Origin of the sequence: Chryseobacterium sp. CBo1 (assembly GCF_001693475.1) — a bacterium.
In the GTDB taxonomy this organism is placed as follows: domain Bacteria; phylum Bacteroidota; class Bacteroidia; order Flavobacteriales; family Weeksellaceae; genus Chryseobacterium; species Chryseobacterium formosense.
Genome location: NZ_MAUH01000067.1, coordinates 1 through 19,995, shown reverse-complemented (window position 1 = coordinate 19,995; position 19,995 = coordinate 1). Strand labels below are relative to the sequence as shown.

Here is a 19,995-nt window from a genome sequence, read left to right as displayed (position 1 = left end):
TTTTTTTGTGAAAGATTTAAATTTAAACATTAGGGAAATTAAATTTTTAAGATTAATTAAAGTAAAAATCATTAAGCTGTATCTGAAATCAATTAGTTGACCTTAATAATACTAAAACTTTTAATTAAACTTAACGGTAAGATCATTTTAAAATCTCTTTTCAAGCAAAATCACAATTGACATTAAACATCAAATCCTTAAATTTGCACATCTAATAAAAAATTAATGGAAAGTAAGAAAGAATTCTTTTTGGAGTGTTACAAACTAGGCATCATCAAATTCGGAAGATTTACATTAAAAAGCGGTATTGAAAGTCCGTTTTATGTAGATTTAAGACCTTTGGCATCAGATCCCAAAATCTTAAAAAACCTTGCCAATTATTTACTGGAAATGCTTCCTCTGGATAATTTTGACCTGATCTGCGGAGTTCCTTACGCTGCACTTCCGATGGCAACAGCAATGTCTCTGGAAAGCTACATCCCATTAATCATCAAAAGAAAAGAAGCGAAAGAATACGGAACTAAAAAAATGATCGAAGGAATTTACCAGAAAGGACAAAACTGTCTTTTGGTAGAAGATGTGATCACTTCCGGAAAATCGTTGATCGAAACCATTGCCGAAGTTGAGCAGGAGGATCTGAAAGTTGCCGATATTGTCGTTGTTTTGGATAGAGAACAGGGCGGAAAACAACTTTTAGAAAGTAGAGGTTTCAGAGTTCATACTTTATTTAATATTTCCGAAGTTTGTACAATTCTGCAGGAAGAAGGAGAATTGAGCAATGACGAAGTAAAGAGAATTCAGGATTTTTTACAGGGAAATCATATTCAGTTTGAAGAGAAAAAAAGACTTTCTTATCAGGAAAAATTTGAAAATGCACAGCATTCTGTTTCAAAAAAATTATTAGAAATTGCTTTGGCAAAAGAATCCAACCTGATTGCTTCGGCTGATGTAACAACCACTCAGGAATTGCTTGAACTGGCAGAAAAAGTAGGTCCGCATATTATTGCTTTAAAAACGCACATCGATATTATTTCAGATTTCGATTATCAAAATACAATTGTTCCTTTGAAAGAACTGGCTTCAAAGCATAAATTCTTATTAATGGAAGACCGAAAATTTGCTGACATCGGGAACACTCAGGAATTACAATTCACCAGCGGCGTTTTCAAAATTACAGACTGGGCAGATTTTGTGACTTCTCAGGTCATCGGTGGTTTCGAATCTTTAGACTGCTTTACAAATGTAGGTGTTGTAGCGATTATCGGAATGTCTTCAAAAGGAACTTTAACGACAAATTCTTACAGAGAAGAAGCTTTAAAAATAGCTCTATCTCATCCGAATGTGATCGGCGGTGTTTCTCAGAATGCCCTTCCTGAAGAAGTATTGCTTTTCACTCCGGGCGTAAATTTAGCCGATTCCGGAGACGGAAAAGGTCAGCAGTATAATACTCCTGAACATGTGTTTAAAACACTTCACACCGATTTCATCATTGTCGGAAGAGGAATTTACAAATCTGAAACCCCGGGAGAAGCAGCAAGTAATTATAAGAATGAAGGCTGGAATGCTTATCTGGCTTCACTTTAGAAATAAAATCAACATTTTTATCATCAAATTGCTCTCTTTTTCGGGAGCAATTTTTATTTAAACAATCTGCAATATAATACTGATTTTTGATAAATCTTAACTAAAAAATCATAAGAATTAAATCTAAAATAAGCTATATTTGAAGCTTTATAGGTATTTTGAAAAAGTTTTGCATTGGTATTTTTTTGATATTTGGAATTGTACAGGTTTCTGCACAAAAGGACAGCATTTATATTAAGGCTAAATTATCGCAGGATAATAAAACCCTTGAAGTGAATCAGGAAATTATCTATCACAATCATTCTGAAAAAAGTCTCGACAGCATTAAACTTTTAAACTGGATCTCTGCTTACAAAAAAAGAGGCACATCACTAGTTTACAGAAAACTTGAGGACAGAAACAACAGTCTTCATTTTGCACAAAAGCATGAGCTGGGAAAAGTTTTAGAGCTAAATATAAAAAACACTGATAACCAATCGATTCCTATTAACAATATTTCTGACGAAAACTTATACGTCAATTTAAATGAAAGCCTACAACCCGGAAAAAGCATCAAGCTCCAACTACAGTATAAAATGCAGCTTCCGGACAAAAAGTTTACCGGTTACGGTGTTTCTGCACAAGATACAGCCTTAAAATATTTCTTTATTGTTCCTGATCATTTCGATCCCGAAAACAATGATGAAAGAGATTTTCTCGACACCGAAGAATCTGTCAATTTCAATACGTATTGGACGGTAGATTTCGAAACTTCAGGTAATAATTTTATTGAAAGTAATCTTGAGCAGACTCTACCCAACTCGTTTAAAGGATATTTAGATTCTGATCCGGAATTTATTATTTCAAAAACCAACTTTCCGGAGATAAAAATTAATGCGGAAGATATTAAAACAGAAATCAAATTTGGTTATAATATCATGCCACAGGAAATTCAGAATCTTGAGTTTTACCTTCCTTTACAGCTTAGATTTATCAAAGACAGAATTGGCTTTATTCCTGAAAGAATTTTTATTTCTGAGAAATTCAGAGCTAAAGAAGATTTTTTCGGCAACAATGATATTCGCTTTTGGACATTCAGATTTAAACTTTTTTCCGATGCAGAAAATACCGATCTTGATTATTTCGGAATTATTTCAAAAAAAATCTTGGATGAGAGCATTATCACCGATAAAGAAGAAAATCACTGGTTTAAAAATGGTTTAAAATCATATCTCGAAATCGAATACCTGAAAAAATTCTACAGTGATAAAAAACTGTTGGGGAATCTTCCGGAAACGAATATTTTAGGGCTAAAACCTTTGAAATGGTTTCACGCATCGAGGGTGAAATTATTGGATCGATATGGTTTGGCGTATCAGTACATCATGTCGCAAAATCTTGATCAGAAAATTGATGAGCCGTATTCATACCTCAGCAATTTCAATGATATGGCAATTAGCAGTTTCGAAACTGGAACACTTTTCAACTATTCTGCAGATAAAATAGGTGAAGAGAAATTCAACAATTTATTGAAAAACTACATTGCTGAAAATACCGACAAGCAGATTACTCCTGAAGATTTCCTGGATCAGCTTGCCAAAGAAGATGCTTCAACTTCCTATTTAAAAGGTTTTTTACGGGAGAAAAACAGAATTAATTTTAAGCTTAAAAATTTCAGAGCCAAAGATGATTCATTGAATATTAAAATTGTAAAAAATACTGACGAGGCAATTCCTGTAAAGCTGGAAACAGAAACAAAAGAAGGCACAAAAACTTCCTACTGGATAGAAACGGAAAAAAACGAACGATTAAAAACCGTAAATCTTCCTTCTGAAGAGGTGTATAAAATTACCTTAAACAACGATTATATATTCCCTGAAGCCAATTACAGAGATAATTTCCTTTATACAAAAGGTTTGTTTTCAAATGCCAAAAAAATCAAATTTAAATTAATTAAAGACATTCCGAATCCTGAATTCAATGAAATATATCTGAACCCTAGAATACGTTTCTCCAATACTTACGATAAATTCCTTATCGGGATGAATTTTAAGAATCAATCGCTTTTTGACCAGAAATTTTTGTATTCATTAACTCCTTATTACAGTACAGGAACTCAAGAACTGACAGGTTCAGGAGCAGTCTCCTATTCTTTTTTGCCCGCTGAAAGCATTATCCAGAGATTGATGTTCGGTGTTTCCGGATCTTACTTCCACTATGATTACGATCTGTCTTATCAGAAAACGTCTTTAGCGGCAAGCATCAGTTTTAGAAAAAATCCGAGAAGTACGGTAAGCAGAGGTTTGAGTTTTACGTACAGCTATTTTGAAAGAGATCTGAGCCAGAAAATGATTCTCGCTAATGATTACGGAAAATACAATATCTGGACAGCCGGTTACGGATATTCTGACAACCAGATGATTCACGAAAAAAGTTTCAGCCTGAGCACACAGGGAATGGAGGATTATAACAAAATCACAGCCGAAGGTTTTTACCGATGGGAATTTGCGCCAAGACAGAAGCTGAGCTTAAGACTTTTTGCAGGATATTTCGCCAGAAATGAAACCCGAAACAATACTTTCGACTATGGAATTTCAAGAGTTTCTGATTATTCATTTGCGTATAATCTTTTAGGCCAAAGCGCAACAAGCGGAGTTTTGTCTCAGCAATATGTTTTGGCAGATGGTGGTTTTAAATCTTTCATTCCGGGAACAGCCAATCAATGGATTACTTCATTCAATGTCGATTCAAGCGTCTGGAAAATCTTCCATGTGTATGCTGATGCAGGTTTATATAAAAATAAAAACAATCCGACACAATTCATCTGGGATAGCGGTGTGAAAGTTCGTCTTATTCCTGATTTTCTTGAAATATTCCTTCCGGTGCAATCTTCTTTAGGATTTGAACCGGGCTTTAAAGATTACGGAAAAAGGATAAGATATACTTTGGTGCTGAATCTGAGTACGATTATTAATGCTGCGAGAAGGGGGTGGTATTAAAATAAAAACACAATTGTCAAATGACAACTGTGTTTTTTAGTGAGTCTATTTCTTTATAAATTTCTGACTTGAAAACCCTTGTGTCGTTTCAATATTTACTATATAAGTTCCTGATGGAAGACTTTTAACATCTATTTTTTCTCCATCTAATTTTACATTCATAGTTCTACCACTCATATCTATAATAGAAAAATTGTTGATTTTAGCATTTGATTTTATATTTAAAATATAGGATGTAGGATTTGGAAAAATACTAATATTATTTAATTCTTTTTTATCTGCATTATCAAGCCATATATCAATGGGTTTTTGGCTATCATTTACTTCTTTTTGCATTCTTAGATTTACACATTCTTCTATTTTTGCAAGAAAACCTGCTCCTGCTTGAATATGAGTGTTTGGAGAAAGAGTTATACTATTACCTGCTTTAAAAACAATATTTTGACTCGAAGGATTTATTTGATAATTATTTTCTGTTTTTATAGTATTAAATGATTTATAAACATATGAAGTATTTGCTTCTGGTGTCGTTAATATTATATCCGACTTACATTCTGAATCAAAAGTACGATGCATAATTAGTTGAGGAAGTCCATATTTTGCTAAATTTTGATCAGTATTATTTGTTCCTAAATTAAGATAATTTAAGTTTACACTAATACCTGCACCATAATTATTTGGATTATTTATTTTCCCTAAATAATTACGGTTTATAATACTAAAGAAGATATCATAATATTTATTCATTTGAATCGAACCTACAATCGTATTTGCTCCAAAATCATAAACTTGTGAAAATACAGGATTAGCTGAAGTAGAATTTAATAAATCAACAGCATAGAGCTTATTATAACCCAAAAATAATACTGAAGAATTTCTATTAAATTCCGGAGTATAAGAATTAATACTATATATATTGAGTCTGTAATTTGGAGTTATCTTTCCTGTTGAATGATTAAAAGAATAAATTACATTTTTAGAATTTGGATTATCAAATGAGCTAATACATAAATAGTGAGAAAAACTATAATTAGAGTTTAATCTTTGGGATACTTTAATTCCAAAATGATTATAATCTGTTTCTGATAATGATGCTGGAAAATCTAAATCACTTATAACAGGGTTTCCATTATTAAAGCCTAAACTTTCGCTAAATAAATAACTATACAAATGCAACCCATTTGGTATAAGAACCCAAAAATCTCCTGATGAAGTTGGAACTACTGTTATTGCTTCGGTTTTAAAAAAATTACCATTGCTATCTTTTACTGGTACATTCCGAAGATTATCCACAATTTTTCCTAAAGGGAGTCCATCCAACCCTGAACTGCCCAATGACATATCTATAACAGTATAAGCTATTTTTGAATTCGATGTTGGATTATTAAGTCCTGTTGTAAATATGTAATATTGATTTTGATTGCCTGGATGCTTCACTATAGCTAATTGCTGACTTGACCAATCTCCGCTTAATCCCAATCCCCCTCCGTTCATAATTTCATGGTCTCTGTTCCAAATTATACTTCCGTCTGTATAGAAAAGTAATTTCCCATTTGCATCACTTGCTGTTCCACACGCTTCAATAGCACTAAACATCTGACTATTATTAAGAGCTATAGGAACTGCAGACGAAAAATTAACAGCAGCCTTATAGCCAAAATACCAATGATCGTTCTCACCCTGTGAATATCCCAAGAAGGATAAACAAAGACATAGTATTATATAAAATCTGTTCATGACTTTCTATTTTATATAATTATTGAATCTTTTTCTCTAATGCCTCAATTCTCTTCTGCTGCTCAATCGTGTACAATGTAAGTTCTTCTATCTTTTTCAAAAGGAGAATATTCATTTCTTTGAGCTCAATACCATTTTTAATGGCTTCTTCCGTAGTAGGAACTTCCGGTAGGTGACCATTGGTATTAATAAACTGATCCAGCTCCTTTAGTGGCATCAGTTTATAGTCTTTTGCAAAAACATAATCTGCCCAACCATTTTGCGTGGCAATATCTACTTGTACTTTTTCTGTGCGGATTCCATCTTTTACGAAAAGTTTATAACCGTCATAGTTACTAGTATATTGTGCAAGTTGTGCTCCAATAACTACTCTTCCAGACTGCTCTTGTAAAAAAACAGTTTGACTATCTGTATCAACTCTAATATTAATAACTTCGTTAGGGCTATTGTTATAAACAACAAAAGCATTTTCCCATTCACCATGTATATCAAACTTACTTTTACCATTAAAGGTGGACTGATAATTAGGATCAATATCACCTACAGCAAACTTTCCTTGCTTATCCAATTTAAGTCTTTCAATATTATTAGTTTTAAAAACTAAATCCTGATTATCAATAGTTCCTAAAAAATTGGTACTTGCATTTGTTCCTGAATTCCCTGTCAAAGACCAAGAAGATTGTGCATTTACACTTAATCCAGAAAGAATACTCAAAAAAATAATTGCCTTTTTCATAGTTAAAATTTTTAATGTTATAGTTCCCCTAAAATAGATAAAAAAGTTCTATAAAAAGCCTATTCACAGCATATCCTTAAAAGATTAATAATTTTTAAACCTATTTCTATCAATACATTATTTTTATTAACATTATATTATGTTTAATGAAAAATATTTCTTTGCAGACCGAACTTCAGACTTGTAATTTGTAAAAACACAACCAATTTTAAAATATATTTCATCATTATTCCTAACTCATCAAGATAAATTATAAAATTTATCAAGGTAATTTAAATTGATTATCCTGATAACTTTATTGGTTCATAAAAGATCTATTTAATTTTTGAAAACAAGTGACAAAAATCCACCATAAGCAATATAAAATGAAAACAAATTTTTATTACATTTAAGAGACCTTAATGAACCAGAGAAGTACTACGCCGATGTCATCGGAGAAGGTAAAACTACCCTTGAAGACCTTGCCAAATATGCTTCCACTGTTTCTACCGTTTCAAAAGCCGACATTCTTGCCGTACTCGAAAGTATATTCTCTAAAATTGCCGATGATATTGCAGACGGAAAGATCGTCTATGTAGGAGAATATTTTACCTTACAGGCAGGAGGTTCCAGCGAAGGAAGAGAGACTGCGGATGAAGTAAATGCTTCAAGCATTAAAAGTGTAAAGACCATTTTCCGACCGGGAAAGATGATCAAAAATGCGCTGAAGCTTGCCGAGTTTAAAAAGAAAGGATAATTATCAACAAAAACAGCCGTCGTTTGACAGCTGTTTTTTATTTCTATCCTAATAAGAAATTAGTCTTTTAAAATTTTCTGAGAAACTGCCTGATTGTTTACAGTTCCAGTAACGATGTAGTGACCTTCAGCTAAATCAGCAACGTTTAATGTTCCGTTAGCTTTTACAGAAGCAGTTTTTACCAACTGACCTGTTAAAGTATAAACTTTTACATCCTTAGCATCAGCCCCGAAAGTGATTTCGTCATTTTTAACGAAAGTGTTTTTAACGAAATTTGATTTTGTTTTGTTTAAGTCTGAAACAGCAAGAACAGCAGGTGGTGTTGTTGTAATAACCAAATTATCTATTTCAATAAATGGAGTTTCAGTTGCACTATCTTGTCTTAAAAAGAAAGTGCTTGCTGATGTTAAATCTGTCCCAGTATGTGTATCAATTGGTGTAGCTAATAAATTGTTTACCCATAGATTTACCGTATCATCGGAAGTACTTGGGTTAAAAGTATAACCTACAGTAATCTGGTAAGTTTGGTTGATATTATAATCTGCAGTACTCCATGTTGTAGTTGCCCCAGCTGCGGTTCTAACCTCAATACCTAATTTATATGTAGTATCTGTGATTTTTTTTGTCCATATAGTACCACCAAAAGTAGTATCATTTTGCCCAAAACCTGCAAAATATCCACCATCTGCTAATGTTGCAGCAGTAATATTAGTTATTTTTAAATCCATTGAATAAAAAACACTACCAGAACTGACTGGCGTAATAGCTTGCTTCAAATCTTCACCAGCTCCATCAAATTTCACAACACCTGATTGAACTAAAATTTTGTCAGTAGCATTTGCAGATTGTACCGCCCAGTTACCTTGACCATTAAGATCTCCGTCTGGATAAGTAAATGTTTCACTATAAGGTAGGGTCGCTTGCGCATTCGCAATTCCAGCTATTGCTACAACTCCTAAAACTGTAAAGATTTTTTTCATAACTTAATTTTTTAATTATTAATAATTTACATAGCAAAAATAAGGCTATTTTTCCATTTGGGACAATATTCAGGTTAATTTTCTGTTAATAATGCTAAAACTCCTACCGTTCACATTTTTTAGTTATTTTTACCAATTATTTTTTAAAGACTTGCGGAATTCTATTCTGATATTCTTCCTTTTTTTTCTGGGCTTATCTTTGAATAACGCTCAAATTTTTACGTGGAAGAACCCCAACATTCCGAAAGATTCTGCATCAACAAAGAATGACAGTATTTTAGCGATAAAAAAAGACAGTATTCTTGCTTTCAGATTCGGGCAGGATATTTTTGCAAAAGACACCATGGATTTTGTGAAAACACAGAACCGTATTATTGTAGACGAAGCTGTTCTGGCAAAAAATGATACCAAAAGATTTTTAGGGGAACTCAATTCAAAAGGTTCCATTATTCGAGGGATCACATTTGGTAATAATCAGGGACAATCGGTTCAGAGCTCAATGGATCTTCAGATTTCAGGAAGACTTTCGAAAGATGTAACCGTTTTAGCAAGTATTTCCGATCACAACTTACCGATTCAGGCAGATGGTTATACGCAGACCTTAGAAGAATTCGACAAGATTTACATGCAGCTTAATATTAAGGATAAATCTATTCTCAGGGCAGGTCATCTCGATTTGGTAGATTCTAAAAATTATTTTGCAAAATATCAGCGTCGAAGCATGGGACTTCAGTTTCAGACACAGTTTGGAACAGATAATAAAACCTTCGTTGATATTTCAGCCGGTGTGGCACGAAGTGAATTCCATAGAATTCGTTTTCAGGGAATTGAAGGAAACCAGGGGCCTTACCGCTTAACAGGTAAAAACGGCGAACAGTTTATTACGTTGATTTCAGGTTCTGAGCAGGTTTTCATCGATGGTATTTTGATGAAGCGTGGAGAAAACCAGGATTATATTATTAATTATAATACAGGTGAAGTTACTTTTACCAGTTTCCGTCCGATTTTCCAGCAGAATTTCATTACGATTTCATTTAATTATGCTAACCGAAATTATTCCAGATATTTATTCACCGGAAAATTAGAACATCAGAGAGAAAAGTTCAGAGTCGGACTAAACTGGTTTATGGAGAACGATAATAAAAATGCTCCGTTAGCTTTAAATTTATCCAAAGAAGATGAGCAGATTTTGGCTGATGCAGGAAATGATGCAAATCTGATGTATGCTCCTTCGGGCGTTGTCGCAGAATATGATGTGAACAAAATTCTGTACAGCCTTGTTCCCGGTCCGAACGGAAATTATTATCAGTTTTCTACGGATGCCACTCAGACTTTATATCAGGTTTCGTTTACGTATTTCGGAGCAAATCTTGGTGATTACAAGCTGAGCCAGACTACCAATAATGGTCGTGTTTTTGAATATGTTGGTCCTAATCTTGGTGATTATCGTGCAGTACGAAAATTACCTTCACCACAAAAATCTCAGGTTTATACTGTAAATTCTGAATACTTGCTAAAAGACGGAAAAATCGGGGCAGATGTTTCATTGAGCAATTATGACATCAATTTATTTTCGTCGAAAGATTCAGATCAGAATCTGGGATATGCAGCAAGGATTTTCGGGAATAAAACATTTACTAAAAACAGCTGGAAAGGAACACCAAGTTTTGAATATCAATACATCGACAGACAATTTCATATTTTAGACCGAATTAATGATGTAGAATTTTCCCGTGATTTCAACTTAACTCAGGAATTTAATGGTCTCACTCAAAACCGTTTTATTTTTAGCTTTCAGAATAAATGGAACAATAAATCCACTCTAAATTATCGTGTCAATTATCTCGACGAAAGAGATTCTTACAAGGGGATAAAAAATGACCTTGATTTCGGATGGATCAAAGGAAAATTTAATACAAAAGGAAACTTTTCTTACCTGAACACCAATGCGCTTCTTCAGGATACCAAATTTATTCGTGGTGGAGCAGGAACCGAATATACCGGCAAAAAAGGAAGCTGGGCAGTCGGCGGAAGCATGGAGCACAACGAAAAAAAGTATAACGATACCGATCTGATGGATGTCACCAGTTTCAGCTGGAAAGAATTGTTTGTTCAGAAAAAAATCGGTGACAGTGCAAGAACAAAACTTTTATCTAAAATCTATGTAAGAGACAACGACTCCGTGCGTGATAACCGTCTTCAGAACATGAACAGAATCTTAGGTTTCATGGCGGAAAGTCAGATCATTAAAACTGAAAAAACAACATTAAACGCTTTACTTCATTACAGAAAATTCTTTTATAAAAATGATGATGTAGACGTCAATCAGAATAAAGATTTTGTGGTTGGAAATATTTTGTACAACCAACAGCTTTTCAAAAACGGAATGCGTCTTCAGGCTTTCTATGAATTAGGAAACGGGCAGGAAGCACAAAGAGAATTTCAGTATATCAAAGTTACAGACGGACAGGGAGTTTACAAATGGACCGATTATAACGGAGACGGAGTGCAACAGCTCGATGAATTTGAGATTGCAGAATACTCCGATCTGGCTCAATATATCAGGATTTACACCAATTCGGTGCGGTATATTCCGTCCAACAAAAATAAATTACAGTTGGCATTATTCGTGAACCCGTCAGTAATTTTCAGCTCGGAAAATAAGTTTTTAAAACGCTGGAATTTCAACATTTCATTAAACTCACAGAATTCCTTTTACAAAAAAGACAAAGTTTTGGTCTTAAATCCATTTGAAAAAGGCGAAAACCAGATTTTGAAAAATCAGAACATTCTGATGTCTGCTCAGTTCAACCCTACCGAAAAATCGGGCTGGAACGGAAATTACCGTTTTATACAGAATGACAACCTCATCAATGCCAATTTCAGCAACGAAGAACGTAACCAGACCTCACATTTCGTAAACATCGGGTATTGGTTCAATAAAGAATTTAGGATCGACTGGGAAAATTCTGTTCATGATCTGCAAAATTCATCACAATTATTTGCTACAAGAGATTACAGACTGAATAATTTTGAAACCAAGCCAAAAGCAACCTATAAATTCACAGATGCGATTCAGGCAGAATTCTCATCAGCTTACCGTGAAAAACAAAGAAAAGACGGCGAAGAATTGCTGAAAGCATTTGATATTACAGGAACGATCCAGTGGGAGCGTAAAAAAACGTCCATCAGAGGAAATTTCTCGTTTATCAATAATGATTTTACAGGAAACAGTTTCAGCATTGTCGGGAACCAGATGCTCGATGGTTTAAAGCCTGGTAAAAATCAGGTTTGGAGTGTTTTCATTCAACAGGCAATCAACTCTTTCCTGCAGTTGAACTTAAATTACGAAGGAAGAAATTCCGGTGAGAGAACCATTCACATCGGAAGCATGCAGGTGAAAGCCAGTTTTTAGGAGCTGTTTGACTACATCCAGAAGATGAGTCATATTTTCTTATTTGAAGCTTTTTCCAGCTCTCCACTATATCTTTTTTGCCCCTGCTTTTCCTTTAAACAAAAAAGGATGCCGTTGCGATCTGGGCTAGTTTTAGATTTTAAGACGATTGTGTTTTCAAACCAAAACTTTAGTATTATAAAAAACAAAAACCACCCTTAAAAAGAGTGGTTTGTAGACCCACAGGGATTCGAACCCCGACTGACGGTACCAAAAACCGGAGTGCTACCGTTACACTATAGGTCTGTATTTTTTGGTGAGGCAAATTTACATAAATTTTCTTTACGTACAAATGAATTTTACATTTTTTTGATTTTTTCCTTAAAATATTTTTAGCGAATAAGGTTTAAATATAACAAACAAAAACCACTCTTAAAAAAGAGTGGTTTGTAGACCCACAGGGATTCGAACCCCGAATGACGGTACCAAAAACCGGAGTGTTACCGTTACACTATAGGTCTGTTTTATTTTGGTGATGCAAATTTAAAGCTTTTTTCTTTATTTGCAAATCCTTTTTTAATTTTTCTTTAAATTTACATTACAATTTAACTGCCAGAAACATGCTGCTAGACTTCAATAATCTCGGAATTAATAATTTACAACCTCAAACTGAATTCGAAAAAAAAGTGATTTTTTTTGTTGAAGAATGGCAGTCGGATTCTAAAACGGTGAAAGTACAGACTTCAGGTTCTACAGGAGTTCCCAAGGTTTTTGATATTGAAAAAGAGAAAATGCTAAACTCCGCTCAAATGACCTGTGATTTTTTAAAGCTTAAAAAAGGAAATACTGCTTTGCTTTGTCTTCCGATAGAATATATATCAGGAAAAATGATGGTGGTGCGTTCTTTCGAAAGAAAATTAAATCTATTTGTTGCTGATCCATCTTTAAAACCCTTAGAAAATCTTCATCAGGAAATTGATTTCTGTGCAATGACGCCTTTACAGGTAGAAAATTCTTTAGACAAAATTCATTTCATAAAAAATCTGATCATTGGCGGAGCAGCCGTTTCAGAATCTTTAAAAAAGAAAATCACTCAAACACTAAAACTCTCCACCTCTGAAACAAAAATTTATGAGACTTACGGGATGTCTGAAACACTTTCACATATCGCATTAAAAAACATTTACCCAAATCCGGATGAATATTTTACTGTTTTTGAAAATATTGATATTTCTAAGGATGAAAGAGGTTGCCTGAAAATTATTGCTTCAAAACTGAATTCTGAAATTTTGCAGACCAATGATCTTGTTGATATAAAAAATACAGATCAATTCAAATTTTTAGGAAGAATTGATAATGTCATCAATTCGGGAGGTGCAAAAATTTTTCCCGAACAGCTTGAAACTTTGATAAAAAAAGAGATTACTAATGAAGCTGTATTTTTAGCAATAGAAGATGAAAGTCTGGGACAAAAATTGATTTTGGTTATTGAAGGATCTGAAAACGAGAATCTCAAATCTCAAATCTCAAATCTCACATTTGAAAAATCTTTCCATAAGCCGAAAAAAATTATCTTTATTGAAAAAATTCCGAGAACGCCAAATGGAAAAGTGAATCGATTAGAATTAAAAAAAAAATTGTCAGTCTAAACCACTCCGTCAAAAATTCTTGCGAATTTTCGCCATCCCTCCAAGGGAGGGGAATTTTTGTCATCAAAATATAATATATGAAAAACTTTACCTCAGAACTGGCTTATAAAACTTCACGAAGCAGCGGTGCAGGCGGACAAAACGTAAACAAAGTGGAAACTTCTGTTACAATAATGTGGGATATTGAGGAAAGCAATTTCTTTTCAGACGAAGAAAAAAAATTAATCTATACTAAGCTTAAAAACCGCATCAATTCTGAAGGCATTTTGCAACTGACCGTTTCGGAATCCAGAACTCAGCTACAGAATAAGAAGATTGCCACCGAAAAAATTTTGGAATTGGTAGATCAAGCCTTAATTATTCCAAAGAAAAGATTCAAAACAAAACCTTCTAAATCATCAGTTGAAAAAAGAATTCAGCAGAAAAAACAGCATTCGGATAAAAAAGAAAACAGACGTTTCAAATATTAAGTCTCCGTATTTTGAAAAATAGTATTTTTGCGGAAATTTCAATACAATGTTCAGAAAACTAATGTTATTAGGAGTATGCGTTGCTCCGTTTCTTTTTTCAGCACAAGAAGCTGGTTTAGCACCACAACCAAAAGTTGCCGTAATGCCTTCTGTAGGATATGCTTGGCGTTTAGCAAAGACACCTTCAGGAATTACCAATGAAACAAAAAATTACATCAAAGGCCTGAAAAGTGGTGTTGATGTAAGTATTGGCACTTATTATCTGCTTAATGGAAACGGAGCAATCGGATTAAAATATTCGGGTTATTTTGCATCAAGCGACGGAAGACTTACTGTTGCAGGACCGAATGGTCAGAATGTTTCGGGCTTCGTAAGTACAAAAGATAATATCAGCTTTATTGGTGCTTCTTATATGTTTTCAAATTTTAAAGAAGATACCAGACATAAATTGTTTTATGATATTTCGTTAGGTGTAATTACCTACACAACCAAAACAGGAACTGTAAAAGGAACAGGCTCAAATGTAGGTGCAGAAATTAATTTTGGATATCAATATGCATTGACTAACCAGATTTTCATTGGTCCAAAGATTGGAATGACCGGTGGAACATTAAGCAAAATGAAATACAATGGTACTACAGTAAACTTCGGTGAAGAAGAAAGAGAAGGTTTAACCAGACTTTCTTTGAGTGCTGCTGCGACTTTCCGTTTTTAAATTTTATCTTTGTAAAAAATTTAAATAATGAGCAAACCGATAACTGAGTTCATAGAAAAATATTATCTGCACTTTAATGCAGCAGCTTTGGTAGACGCATCAAAAGGATATGTTGCACACCTTAAAGACGGAGGAAAAATGATGATTACGCTTGCAGGAGCGATGTCGACAGCCGAACTTGGGAAAATCTTAGCGGAAATGATCCGTCAGGGAAAAGTAGATTTCATTTCTTGTACAGGAGCGAACCTTGAAGAAGATTTAATGAACCTTGTTGCGCATTCTCACTATGAAAGAGTTCCTCACTACAGAGATTTGACGGCTCAGGATGAGTGGGATCTGTTGGAAAGAGGTCTGAACAGAGTTACAGATACTTGTATTCCTGAAGAAGAAGCTTTCAGAAGATTGCAGAAACACATCGTTGAAATTTGGAAAGATGCTGAAGCAAAAGGAGAAAGATATTTCCCGCACGAATTCATGTACAAAATGATTCTTTCAGGCGTTTTGGAGCAGTATTATGAAATTCCAAGAGAAAATTCATGGATGATTGCAGCAGCTGAAGCTAACTTACCAATTGTTGTTCCGGGATGGGAAGATTCAACAATGGGTAATATTTTTGCTTCTTATTGTATTAAAGGAGAACTTAAAGCGACTACAATGAAGTCAGGGATCGAATACATGACGTATCTGGCGGATTGGTACACTAAAAACTCAGGTGGAAAAGGAGTTGGTTTCTTCCAGATTGGAGGAGGTATCGCAGGAGATTTCCCGATTTGTGTAGTTCCGATGTTGTATCAGGATATGGAAATGCATGATATTCCGTTCTGGTCTTATTTCTGTCAGATCTCAGATTCTACGACGTCTTACGGTTCTTATTCGGGAGCTGTACCGAACGAGAAAATTACTTGGGGGAAATTAGATATTACGACTCCGAAATTTATCGTTGAAAGTGATGCTACGATTTGTGCGCCTTTGATGTTCTCTTACATCTTGGAAAACTAATTTTAGAACTAAAACTCAATATATTTAAAAGGCTTATTTATTAAGCCTTTTTTATTTTTTAACCGCAAAAGATTCAAAAGAACTAATTGAAAATACAAATTCAAAAGTTGGCAAAATGTTACTGCTTACTTCTTTAGTTTTGCAAACTTTTGAACTACTAATAATATATCAAAATCTTTTGAATCTTTTGCGGTTAAAAAAAATAGATTTTACTTTTATAAAACTTGGAAACTCTTCAGAAAAATAAATTCGATGCTTTAACCGGAATGCGTGCCATTGCCGCTATCATGGTTTTTGTATATCATAATAGAAAATACTGGCGAAATGATTTGCCGTTTGAAGTGATGCGATTCATTAGTGAATGGCACATTGGTGTGACCGTATTTTTTGTTTTGAGCGGATTTTTATTGGCGTATCGCTATGAAGAAAAACCTCTAGAATCAAAAAAATCATATCTAAAATATATTCTTCTGCGTATCGCAAGAATTTTTCCGCTGTACTGGATTTTGCTGAGCTGTTTTTTTCTCGATACAGCTTATTCAAAAGAGGTAAAAACTTATTTTTTACAATATTCACTTTTCTATTCTTTATTTGAAAAATATTCTGTTTCAGGAATTGTGCAGGCCTGGTCATTAACAGTGGAATTTTTCTTTTACCTACTTTCACCACTTTTATTCTTATTATTAAAGAAAAACTGGAAATACTGCCTCCTGTTTTTAATCGGGTTTTTCTTTTTAGGTTGGGGAATCGGATATGGTTTGAAGGAATTTAATGGAAATCCTAAAGGCTTTTTATATCCTTTACAATTCATGATCGGAAGCACATTTTTCGGTCGAAGTCTTGAGTTTTTCTTCGGAATGTTGCTTGCTTATTTAATGAAAAAAGAAAATGGAATTCAGTTTCTAAATAAGATTAAAAACCCAACACTTTGGGGTGGAATTGGCATTTTAATTTTAATGATTTGCATTAGAATTTTTGCACGAAATAATTTCGTTCATGGTGTTGAAAGATGGGAAGGGAGACTGATTCACGAATTGCTGCTACCGATTGTCATTATCGTTTTCTTTTGGGGATTGATGAGTGAAAACACCTGGGTTTCAAAAGTTCTTTCGACGAAGTTTTTTATTTTGCTGGGAAATGCTTCTTTCGTTTTTTATCTGATTCATCTGAGTTATTTCAACATGAAACTGAAATCATACGTTTATCTTCCTGACAAGAATTTTGTTCTTCTTTGGATTTGCTCAATTATTATTTATCTTTTGATTGAAAAACCTTTGTATGAGGTTTGCAGGAAGCTGATAGGAAAAATTAAATAATTCTTTTCTCTCGCCGATTTGGCTGATTTTTTAAACATTAAGTTTTTTAAGTATTGAAGCAAGATTCTTCATCATTTTAAGAATCAATAAATTGATTTTAGATTAATTTTAATAAGCTGATTATATTAAAATCTGTGAGGATACTTATTATCTGTGGGAATAATTCAATCCAAAGAATTAATCAAAACAAAGTATCTGTAAGCCAAAATTCCTTTCTGAAACTTAGTTAGCTTTAAAGGATCTTTATCACTCAATTTCGGTAAAATTTTCTTATTGATTTTATTTAAAAATCTAAATATCGATTTTTTCATTGTTAGCCTTTTTTGATTTCAGATGTGAGTTCAAAAATTGTGCATTTTTATTTTAACTTAGATAATAGCTGTCGGGAGCTGGAGGTTGAGCAGTCAAAAAATAAAAAATTGTCCTCAAAAGATGAAGACAATTTTTAAAATAGTGAGTAAAAGCTATTTATGGATTTCCGTACATATTCGACTCTCCCCCATCAATGGCAATCACTTGTCCGGAAACATAACCATTTTCATCACTTAATAAATAAGCTACCAAATTCCCGACATCTTTCGGATCCCCCAATTTTCTTGTAGGATTTCTTGATGCGTATTCTTTTTCTGCCGCTTTCGGGTCTGTAGGATTTACCTGGTTGAAAGCTTCAGCAACCATTGGCGTCAAAATCGCACCCGGAGCAATGGCGTTCGTTAATATATTATCTTTACCATATTCCAAAGCTGCATTTTTAGTCATTCCGGCTACAGCATGTTTTGTGGCAACATAAGCAGTTTGATTAAGAACTCCTCTGATTCCTCCAACTGAAGCTACATTGACAATTCTTCCGCCACCATTTTTCTGCAATTCAGGAATAACGTATTTCATTCCAAAATAGACACCCATCAGATTAATATCGACCACTTTTTTAAATACATTAATATCATAATCAATCAGAGGAGCCTGCTTCCCTTCAATTCCGGCATTGTTGTACAATCCGTCAACTTTCCCGAACTCTTTTACGGTTTGATCAACATAATTTTTCACATTTTCTTCCACTGAAACATCGGCTGTTACTGTAAGATATTTACTTTCAGGATATTTTGAGGATAATTCTGCTTTTGCTTTTTCCAAAGCTTCGCCATTATAATCTACAAGAGTCAGATCAGCTCCTTTTGAAGCTAATGCATCTGCTGCAGCCAAACCCAATCCCATTGCTGCTCCTGTTACGATAATTACTTTTCCTTTAAAATTTGCCATACTATTTGTTTTATTTCATTGCTTCAATTTACAACAATGAAATAATTTTTACAATTATTTGATGATAATATTTTGTTAAACTTTTCGAATTTCTATGTTCTAGGTTAATATTTACAATTTCTAATAACATTGATAAGGTTGGTTAATGAAACATTCTCATTGGAAAGATTTACATGATTAATTTCTTACATTTGAATTTTATTTAAATCAAAAAAATGAACGAAATCTTCAAACAACAGGTCTGGGAAATCACCAAATTGGTTCCAAAAGGTAGAGTGACTAGTTATGGTGCGATTGCAAAGGCAGTTGGTTTTCCAAATCACTCGCGTCACGTAGGAAAGGCAATGGGTGGCTGTCCGAAAGACGTTCCAGCGCATCGTGTAATTTCAAGCTCAGGAACATTGTCTGTACCGGAATTTCAATCAAGATTGGAAGCGGAAGGAATTACTGTTGAAAATTTCAGAGTAAAAAACTTTAAAAGTCTGTTTTGGAATCCTTTGGAAGAACTTTAAAATAAAATAGAAAATTTTTCCTGAACGTAAAAATTACTGTTCAGCATAAAAAAGTAACCGTTCGGTGATTTAAATTTTTAAAAAAGCTTTGCAGAAACTATATTTGCGTCATAATTAATAACAACATTATGAAAGCTAAAACAATAATTACATTTCTATTTGTAATTCTTACTCAATTTTTTCAGGCTCAAATCGACGACAAATTTTATCAGCCAAAAAAAGAGCTACAACCTATTGAGCTAAAACATGAAAACATTTCAATTCCTGTAGATAAAGATACGATTACAGCAATTTTCTTAAAACCTAATATTGCAAAACCTAAGGCAACAATTTTATTTTTTCATGGTGCAGGCGGGAACGTTTCAACGTATATTTTTATGATTAAACCTTTAGTTGAGGCTGGGTTTCAGGTTGCCATGGTTGACTTCAGAGGATACGGAAAATCTACCGGAACTCCTACTCACATTAATGTTGCAGCTGATGGACAAAAGTTTTTTGACCAAATGTCTCAAAGAGAAGATGTGAAGAATACAAAACTGATTGTGTATGGTGCTTCTTTAGGTTCTCAGATTTCAGCTCATTTAGCCAAAAACAATAAAGCTAAAATTTCAGGATTGGTAATCGATGGCGGAATGTCATCATTCGCTGATATTGCAGCCGTTTTTGCCCCTCAGTTCAAAGATGCTCTTACAAAAATGTTAGCTTCAGTTTATTCTGCTAAAGAAGATATTAAATCTACAGAAGGAGTTCCTAAGCTTTTTATTTACAGCAAAAATGATAAGACCGTTCCTTATTCTCACGGAGCTTGATATTCATCAACTAAATCCTTCGGTAATTTAAAATCAAGATTTTCAATAGAAATATATTGCGGATGTAAAGCGTAGACAGAAACTGCGGCGTATGGGTAAGAATCTGTCCATGAATAATTT

Annotated in this window: 14 protein-coding genes, 2 tRNA genes and 1 pseudogene; 11 read left to right on the top strand and 6 right to left on the bottom strand. The window is 33.7% G+C overall.

Annotated features, from left to right (window positions below; all coding sequences use genetic code 11):
• The first annotated feature begins 225 nt into the window (after positions 1-225).
• Both pyrF and BA768_RS18815 read left to right on the top strand, forming a co-directional pair.
• Positions 226-1,584, top strand: a complete 1,359-nt coding sequence (gene pyrF, locus BA768_RS18820; protein WP_065721989.1) for an orotidine-5'-phosphate decarboxylase — start codon at positions 226-228, stop codon at positions 1,582-1,584.
• 158 nt (positions 1,585-1,742) lie between these two features.
• Positions 1,743-4,562: an aminopeptidase gene (locus tag BA768_RS18815; protein WP_065721988.1), complete on the top strand. Its 2,820-nt coding sequence runs from the start codon at positions 1,743-1,745 to the stop codon at positions 4,560-4,562.
• Between the two features lie 45 nt (positions 4,563-4,607).
• On the opposite strand, the gene BA768_RS18810 is transcribed toward BA768_RS18815, so the two are convergent.
• Positions 4,608-6,299 (bottom strand): T9SS type A sorting domain-containing protein, encoded by a 1,692-nt coding sequence (locus BA768_RS18810; RefSeq protein WP_083206746.1) that lies wholly within the window; start codon positions 6,297-6,299, stop codon positions 4,608-4,610.
• Positions 6,300-6,318: 19 nt separating this feature from the next.
• Positions 6,319-7,035 carry a hypothetical protein gene (locus tag BA768_RS18805; RefSeq protein WP_065721986.1) on the bottom strand — a complete coding sequence of 239 codons (717 nt, stop codon included), beginning with the start codon at positions 7,033-7,035 and terminating at the stop codon, positions 6,319-6,321.
• 412 nt (positions 7,036-7,447) lie between these two features.
• Between BA768_RS18805 and BA768_RS20980 the strand changes: the two are divergent.
• Positions 7,448-7,771 (top strand): annotated as a pseudogene (locus BA768_RS20980) (DNA-binding protein); the annotation flags it as partial.
• Between the two features lie 59 nt (positions 7,772-7,830).
• Here the strand turns inward: BA768_RS20980 and BA768_RS18800 are convergent.
• A complete protein-coding gene (locus BA768_RS18800; protein ID WP_065721985.1) occupies positions 7,831-8,751 on the bottom strand; it encodes a T9SS type A sorting domain-containing protein in 921 nt (306 codons plus the stop codon).
• 343 nt (positions 8,752-9,094) lie between these two features.
• Between BA768_RS18800 and BA768_RS18795 the strand changes: the two genes are divergently transcribed.
• A complete protein-coding gene (locus BA768_RS18795; RefSeq protein ID WP_410493545.1) occupies positions 9,095-12,166 on the top strand; it encodes a hypothetical protein in 3,072 nt (1,023 codons plus the stop codon).
• A gap of 214 nt (positions 12,167-12,380) precedes the next feature.
• On the opposite strand, the gene BA768_RS18790 is transcribed toward BA768_RS18795, so the two are convergent.
• Positions 12,381-12,451: transfer RNA gene (locus tag BA768_RS18790), tRNA-Gln, on the bottom strand.
• A 144-nt stretch (positions 12,452-12,595) separates the two neighbouring features.
• Positions 12,596-12,666, bottom strand: a tRNA-Gln gene (locus BA768_RS18785).
• Positions 12,667-12,765: 99 nt separating this feature from the next.
• On the opposite strand from BA768_RS18785, the gene BA768_RS18780 reads away from it, so the two are divergent.
• The 5 genes from BA768_RS18780 (at position 12,766) to BA768_RS18760 (ending at position 17,294) form a co-directional block, all read left to right on the top strand.
• Positions 12,766-13,794: an AMP-binding protein gene (locus tag BA768_RS18780; RefSeq protein WP_034673019.1), complete on the top strand. Its 1,029-nt coding sequence runs from the start codon at positions 12,766-12,768 to the stop codon at positions 13,792-13,794.
• A gap of 77 nt (positions 13,795-13,871) precedes the next feature.
• A complete protein-coding gene (arfB, locus tag BA768_RS18775) occupies positions 13,872-14,264 on the top strand; it encodes an alternative ribosome rescue aminoacyl-tRNA hydrolase ArfB (RefSeq protein ID WP_034673016.1) in 393 nt (130 codons plus the stop codon).
• Between the two features lie 46 nt (positions 14,265-14,310).
• Positions 14,311-14,979, top strand: a complete 669-nt coding sequence (locus BA768_RS18770; protein ID WP_074958857.1) for a hypothetical protein — start codon at positions 14,311-14,313, stop codon at positions 14,977-14,979.
• 27 nt (positions 14,980-15,006) lie between these two features.
• Positions 15,007-15,978 (top strand): deoxyhypusine synthase family protein, encoded by a 972-nt coding sequence (locus BA768_RS18765; RefSeq protein ID WP_034673009.1) that lies wholly within the window; start codon positions 15,007-15,009, stop codon positions 15,976-15,978.
• 224 nt (positions 15,979-16,202) lie between these two features.
• A complete protein-coding gene (locus BA768_RS18760; RefSeq protein ID WP_065721984.1) occupies positions 16,203-17,294 on the top strand; it encodes an acyltransferase family protein in 1,092 nt (363 codons plus the stop codon).
• 468 nt (positions 17,295-17,762) lie between these two features.
• Here the strand turns inward: BA768_RS18760 and BA768_RS18755 are convergent, their stop codons facing one another.
• Positions 17,763-18,554: a glucose 1-dehydrogenase gene (locus BA768_RS18755; RefSeq protein ID WP_034673005.1), complete on the bottom strand. Its 792-nt coding sequence runs from the start codon at positions 18,552-18,554 to the stop codon at positions 17,763-17,765.
• 215 nt (positions 18,555-18,769) lie between these two features.
• On the opposite strand from BA768_RS18755, the gene BA768_RS18750 reads away from it, so the two are divergent.
• Both BA768_RS18750 and BA768_RS18745 read left to right on the top strand, forming a co-directional pair.
• Complete coding sequence (locus tag BA768_RS18750; protein WP_065721983.1) at positions 18,770-19,066, top strand: MGMT family protein; 297 nt, start codon at positions 18,770-18,772, stop codon at positions 19,064-19,066.
• Positions 19,067-19,194: 128 nt separating this feature from the next.
• Entirely contained in the window at positions 19,195-19,875 is a 681-nt protein-coding gene (locus tag BA768_RS18745) for an alpha/beta hydrolase (RefSeq protein WP_065721982.1), read from the top strand.
• The last annotated feature ends 120 nt before the right edge of the window (positions 19,876-19,995 follow it).

What these genes read in the sequence shown, in the direction of transcription:
- BA768_RS18770 (WP_074958857.1), top strand. Translation starts at nt 14,311, where the DNA reads ATGTTCAGAAAACTAATGTTATTAGGAGTATGCGTTGCTCCGTTTCTT.
- BA768_RS18810 (WP_083206746.1), bottom strand. Translation starts at nt 6,299, where the DNA reads ATGAACAGATTTTATATAATACTATGTCTTTGTTTATCCTTCTTGGGA.
- BA768_RS18795 (WP_410493545.1), top strand. Translation starts at nt 9,095, where the DNA reads ATGGATTTTGTGAAAACACAGAACCGTATTATTGTAGACGAAGCTGTT.
- BA768_RS18765 (WP_034673009.1), top strand. Translation starts at nt 15,007, where the DNA reads ATGAGCAAACCGATAACTGAGTTCATAGAAAAATATTATCTGCACTTT.
- arfB (WP_034673016.1), top strand. Translation starts at nt 13,872, where the DNA reads ATGAAAAACTTTACCTCAGAACTGGCTTATAAAACTTCACGAAGCAGC.
- BA768_RS18745 (WP_065721982.1), top strand. Translation starts at nt 19,195, where the DNA reads ATGAAAGCTAAAACAATAATTACATTTCTATTTGTAATTCTTACTCAA.
- pyrF (WP_065721989.1), top strand. Translation starts at nt 226, where the DNA reads ATGGAAAGTAAGAAAGAATTCTTTTTGGAGTGTTACAAACTAGGCATC.
- BA768_RS18805 (WP_065721986.1), bottom strand. Translation starts at nt 7,035, where the DNA reads ATGAAAAAGGCAATTATTTTTTTGAGTATTCTTTCTGGATTAAGTGTA.
- BA768_RS18750 (WP_065721983.1), top strand. Translation starts at nt 18,770, where the DNA reads ATGAACGAAATCTTCAAACAACAGGTCTGGGAAATCACCAAATTGGTT.
- BA768_RS18755 (WP_034673005.1), bottom strand. Translation starts at nt 18,554, where the DNA reads ATGGCAAATTTTAAAGGAAAAGTAATTATCGTAACAGGAGCAGCAATG.
- BA768_RS18800 (WP_065721985.1), bottom strand. Translation starts at nt 8,751, where the DNA reads ATGAAAAAAATCTTTACAGTTTTAGGAGTTGTAGCAATAGCTGGAATT.
- BA768_RS18780 (WP_034673019.1), top strand. Translation starts at nt 12,766, where the DNA reads ATGCTGCTAGACTTCAATAATCTCGGAATTAATAATTTACAACCTCAA.